We start from the raw sequence: 5010 nt of genomic DNA, 5'->3' as shown, positions 1-5010 counted from the left end.
CTTTGTTTTTCGAGGAACTGCTTGGCGTGTTCCGCCCAATCAGCCGCCGTGACTTTATGCTCCCGAACGGACTTTCTGAAAGCCTTGCGCAGAGCGTCAAGGTCAAAGGCCCATACTTGTTGGCCTTCTTTAGTGTTCGATTTTGCGTCACCCGTCCCCATGAAAGCGACGGTATGCACCGCAAACTCAATCTTTCAAGGATCAATGCCTGACTTCTTTTGGGTATATCCGGGTATATCGAATATACAATCGTCTGCATAAAACAGGTTCAAACCGTGAACAAAATCTGGCATGGTGCCTGGCATGCCGATCATCTCCCCCATCCTCATCAACCCTCTCATCGACGGCCGCCAGTCCGAACGCGCCATGCTGGTGCGGCGCGGCGTACAGCGGCTGCTCATGGATATGGGCGCACATGTGTTGCCCGAACTGTCGCTGGCCACGGGCCGCCGCGCCGACCTCGTCGCGCTGACCCGGCAGGGCGATATCTGGATCATCGAGATCAAATCCTCGATCGAGGATTTCAGGGTCGACCGCAAATGGCCCGACTACCGGCTGCATTCCGACCGCTTCTTCTTCGCCACCCATCCCGGCGTGCCCTCGGAGATATTTCCCCAGGAGTGCGGCTTCATCCTCTCCGACGGCTACGGCGCCGAGATCCTGCGCGATGCGCCCGAGCACCGCATGGCAGCGGCAACGCGCAAAGCGCTGATGCTGCGGATCGCGCGGGCCGGCGCTTCGCGGCTGCTGGCGGCAGAGCTTGCCGGCGTGTCGGTGCCGGCGCTGGAGGGTGAGAGCGAGTAGCGATTGTCCCCCAAGTCCTAAGACTGCCTCTACTCTTCACCGTCCTCCACGCCACCCCTGGCGGGCGCCATGAGCAGCACGGCAGCGCCCAGGATAGCGGCGATGAAGGAACCGGCGAGGATGCCGACCTTGACCGCGTCCTGCAGCGCCACGTCGCCGGCGAAGGCGAGCAGGCCGATGAACAGGCTCATGGTGAAGCCGATGCCGCACAGCAGCGATATGCCGATCATGTGCGTCCAGCCGGCATTGGCTGGCAGGTCGGCAAGACCGAGCCGGATGGCAAGTGCCGAGGAGCCGAACACGCCGACCAGCTTGCCGACCACCAGGCCGGCGGCGACACCCAGCGTCAACGGCTCAATCAGCGCACTGACGCTGAGACCGGCGAGCGAAACGCCGGCATTGGCAAAGCCGAAGATCGGGATGACGACGAAGGCCACTATCTTGTGCAGGCCGTGCTCGAGCCGGTGCAGGGGCGAACGGTCGAGATCGTGGCCGATCCCGGCGGAACGCTCAAGCGGGATGGTCAGCGCCAGCGCCACGCCGGCGAGCGTGGCATGGACGCCGGATTTCAGAACCAGCACCCACAGGATGACGCCGAGCACGAGATAGGGAACCAGCGTCATCACCCGCATGCGGTTGAGCACGACAAGCGCGGCAATGACGGCGAAGGCAGCACCCAGATAAGCCAGCGAAAGGCCGCTGGTGTAGAAGATGGCGATGATGATGACGGCACCGAGGTCGTCGATGATGGCGAGTGCTGTGAGGAACACCTTCAGCGAAGCCGGCACGCGGCTGCCGAGCAGCGACAGCACGCCGAGCGCGAAAGCGATGTCGGTGGCGGTCGGGATCGCCCAGCCGGACAGGGCGGCCGCATTGTTGCGGTTGACGGCCACATAGACGAGTGCCGGAACCAACATGCCGCCGGCGGCTGCAATGCCGGGCAGCACGCGCCGGGGCCAGGTGGAGAGCTGGCCGTCCAGCATCTCGCGCTTAATCTCCAGTCCGACGAGCAGGAAGAACACCGCCATCAGCCCGTCATTGACCCAATGCGAGACACTGAGCGGGCCGAGATAGGCGTGGAGCACGGAGAAATAGGTTTCGGCGAGCGGCGAGTTGGCGACGATCAGCGCCAGTGCCGCCGCCACCATCAGGATGATGCCGCCGGCCGCTTCGCTATCGAGAAATTCGCGGAAAACGGAAACCGGCCGCTGCTTCAGATCCTGCATGTCGCCTCCGTTAAGCCTGTTTGGCGGGCTTCATTGTCCAAGCGCTAGCGCCGCCCCTCACCTGCCTGCCGGCATCCTCTCCCCGTATAGTGACGGGGAGAGGGACGCTGTCATTTATGATTTCGCCAATCACCAACGTTACAGAAATTACGCCTAGGTTGCGGCTAGCCCCTTCTCACCCGTCACTATACGGGGAGAAGTGCCCGGCAGGGCGATGAGGGGCGGCGCTGACTTCGGCGATTGGGCCCTCTCCGCCGCTGGTTACAAACTTGGCCCCAAGCGACACCCTGCGATCCTAACGTGGCGCGCGCTTGGCCAGTATGCGCTGCAAGGTGCGGCGGTGCATGTTGAGCCGGCGCGCTGTCTCGGAGACGTTGCGCTCGCACATCTCATAGACGCGCTGGATATGCTCCCAACGGACGCGGTCGGCCGACATCGGGTTTTCAGGCGGCGCCGCGCGCTCGCCGGCGGTGCGGGTGAGTGCAGCGAAGATATCATCGGCGTCGGCGGGCTTGGAGAGATAATCGACCGCACCGAGCTTCACCGCGGTCACCGCGGTGGCGATGTTGCCATAGCCGGTCAGGATGATGGTGCGGGAATCCTCACGCTTTTCGCGGATGGCCGCGACCACGTCGAGGCCGTTGCCGTCGCCGAGCCGCATGTCGACCACGGCGTAGGCGGGTGGATTGGCGCGCGCCTTGGCAACCGCCTCCTCGACGCTCTCGGCCGTCTCGACCACGAAGCCCCTGGCTTCCATGGCGCGAGCCAGACGCGTGAGGAACGGCTTGTCGTCATCGACGACAAGCAGCGAGGTGTCCTCGCCTTCAACCATTGCGCCAATATTCTCGTCGCCTGTCATAGTCTCAAAATTCCTGCTGCCTTAATTTTACGCAAATATAGTTCCTGAGCCCGATTGTCCAATTTTTAGAGGTCCTTCAAGGCTCTCAGGCGGTGTCGAACATGCTGGCCGAAGTGATTTCCGGATTGAGGAACACACCACGCGGCCACGATATCTGTACCATGGCGCCCTCGCCCAGGCCGCTGGAATTGCGGAAATCGAGCACGGCACCGGAGCGTTCGAGCAGGGTCTTGGCGATGAACAGGCCGAGGCCCAGACCGCCGCCGGTTTCATTGCCCTGACGCGTCGACATATAGGGCTCGCCGATGCGGTCGATGATCTCGGCCGGAAAGCCGGGGCCGTCATCTATGATCGAGAAGGTGACGGTGGCCTCGTCCCAGCTCCAGTGCACGGTGACGCTTTTGCGGGCGAAATCGACGGCGTTCTCGACCAAATTGCCGAGGCCGTAGATGACGCCCGGATTGCGTCGCCCGACCGGCTCGGGGCCGATGCGTTCGCCGGGCCGAAGCTTGATCGAGATGCCGAAGTCCCGGTGCGGCGCGGTGACCTCCTCGACCAGCGAGGTCAATGGCAGCCGAGAAAGATGCGCCTCGCCCTCGGAGGACAGGCTGGTCAGCCGCTTGAGAATCTCGCGGCAACGCTCGCTCTGCGAACGCAACAGCGTTACGTCTTCCCCATATTTCGCATCCTTGCCGAGCGCCTTTTCCATCTCCTTGGCGACAAGTGCGATGGTGGCGAGCGGCGTGCCGAGCTCGTGCGCGGCCGCGGCGGCCAGCCCGTCGAGGGCCGAAAGGTGCTGCTCGCGCTGCAGCACCAGCTCTGTTGCGGCGAGCGCATTGGCCAGAAGCCGGGCTTCGGCGGCCACCCGGAAGGCGTATATGGCGGTGAAGGCGATCGAGGACAGCACCGCCATCCACATGCCGGCGACATAGAGAAAAGGCATCGCCAGCGGCGCGTCCTCATGCCAGGGCAGCGGCAGGTGGACAAAGACCAGAAAGGTCGCCGCCGACATGACCAGCCCGCCGAGGATGGCGGTCAGGCGCAGGGGCAGCGATGTCGCCGAAATGACGACAGGCACGGTCATCAGCAGCGAGAACGGGTTGGTGAGGCCGCCGGTCATGTAGAGCAGGCCGGCAAGCTGCAGGCTGTCGAAGATGAGGATGCCGAAGGCGGCAAGCGGCGTGAGCCGGTGCGCCGCCGGAAAGCGGAAGGCGAGAAACAGGTTCATCCAGGCCGAACAGGCGATCAGGGCAAAGCAGAGGCTGACCGGCAGCGGAAACTTCAGCCCATAGGCGACGACCAGCACCGTCAGGCTCTGCCCGACAATGGCAAGCCAGCGCAACCGGATCAGCGTGTTGAGGCGCAGTCTCTGGCTCTGCTGGAAATCGGGCGAACGCAAAACGTTGATCATGGCCATGGATTACAGCCGCGAAGCGGCAAACGCTAGGTACCGCCCCAATCCGAGGAGTCGGAATGGGGCTCTACTTCTTGTTTGAGCATGATCTTTTCCAAAAACCGGCTTTCACTTTTTGGGATCATGCTCTGGGTTTGGCGCGGGCGGTGGCGGCGGCGAGCAGCGGGTTTTCCGGCCAGACATGCTTGGGATAGGGGCCGCGCATGTCGGCGCGCACATCGGCCCAGGAGCCCCGCCAGAAGCCGGGCAGGTCGCGCGTCGTCTGGATCGGCCGGTGTGCCGGCGACAGGAGTTCGAGCGTCAGCGGCACGGCGCCATTGGCGATGGTGGGATGGCGGTCGAGGCCGAACAGCTCCTGCACGCGAACCGCCAGCACCGGCCATTCGCCGTCATAGCGGATCGGCACATGGCTGCCCGACGGAGCACCGAAATGGGTCGGCGCCAGCGTATCGATCCTGCGCTGCAGATCGTGTGGCACGAGGCTGGCCAGCCCGGCCGAGACAACGCCCGCATCGATGGCGGCAAAGGATGCCGCGCCGGACAGGTAAGGCAGCAGCCAGTCGTCGAGGTGCTCGATGAGGGCGTCATCCGCCATATCGGGCCAAGGCGCGCCAAGGCCGCGATGCAACCAGCCAAGCCGCTGGCGCAGCGTTTGCGCCTCCTTGCTCCAAGTCAGCAGCGACAGCCCGTGCTGGCGCACCGCATCG

At 63.9% G+C, this 5010-nt stretch carries 6 protein-coding genes; 2 read left to right on the top strand and 4 right to left on the bottom strand.

Annotation, left to right across the window (positions count from 1 at the left end):
- The coding region (locus EN750_RS39490; protein WP_189526290.1) for a hypothetical protein at positions 1 to 212 on the top strand (212 nt) is incomplete at its 5' end.
- A 91-nt stretch (positions 213 to 303) separates the two neighbouring features.
- Positions 304 to 804 carry an MmcB family DNA repair protein gene (locus EN750_RS18195; protein WP_050596738.1) on the top strand — a complete coding sequence of 167 codons (501 nt, stop codon included), beginning with the start codon at positions 304 to 306 and terminating at the stop codon, positions 802 to 804.
- A 29-nt stretch (positions 805 to 833) separates the two neighbouring features.
- On the opposite strand, the gene nhaA is transcribed toward EN750_RS18195, so the two are convergent.
- The 4 genes from nhaA to EN750_RS18170 all read right to left on the bottom strand — a co-directional run.
- Positions 834 to 2030, bottom strand: coding sequence for a Na+/H+ antiporter NhaA (gene nhaA / locus EN750_RS18190; protein ID WP_127397240.1), 1197 nt, complete (start codon positions 2028 to 2030; stop codon positions 834 to 836).
- A gap of 295 nt (positions 2031 to 2325) precedes the next feature.
- On the bottom strand, positions 2326 to 2889 hold the full coding sequence (locus EN750_RS18180; RefSeq protein ID WP_013528072.1) for an ActR/PrrA/RegA family redox response regulator transcription factor: 564 nt from the start codon (positions 2887 to 2889) through the stop codon (positions 2326 to 2328).
- Positions 2890 to 2974: 85 nt separating this feature from the next.
- On the bottom strand, positions 2975 to 4306 hold the full coding sequence (locus tag EN750_RS18175) for an ActS/PrrB/RegB family redox-sensitive histidine kinase (protein ID WP_127269931.1): 1332 nt from the start codon (positions 4304 to 4306) through the stop codon (positions 2975 to 2977).
- Between the two features lie 118 nt (positions 4307 to 4424).
- A partial coding sequence (locus EN750_RS18170) for an ATP-dependent helicase C-terminal domain-containing protein (RefSeq protein ID WP_281062308.1) occupies positions 4425 to 5010 on the bottom strand: 586 nt, incomplete at its 5' end.

This window comes from Mesorhizobium sp. M7A.F.Ca.ET.027.03.2.1, assembly GCF_003999175.1.
Taxonomy (GTDB): Bacteria; Pseudomonadota; Alphaproteobacteria; order Rhizobiales; family Rhizobiaceae; genus Mesorhizobium.
This window is presented reverse-complemented; position numbering and strand designations above follow the sequence as displayed.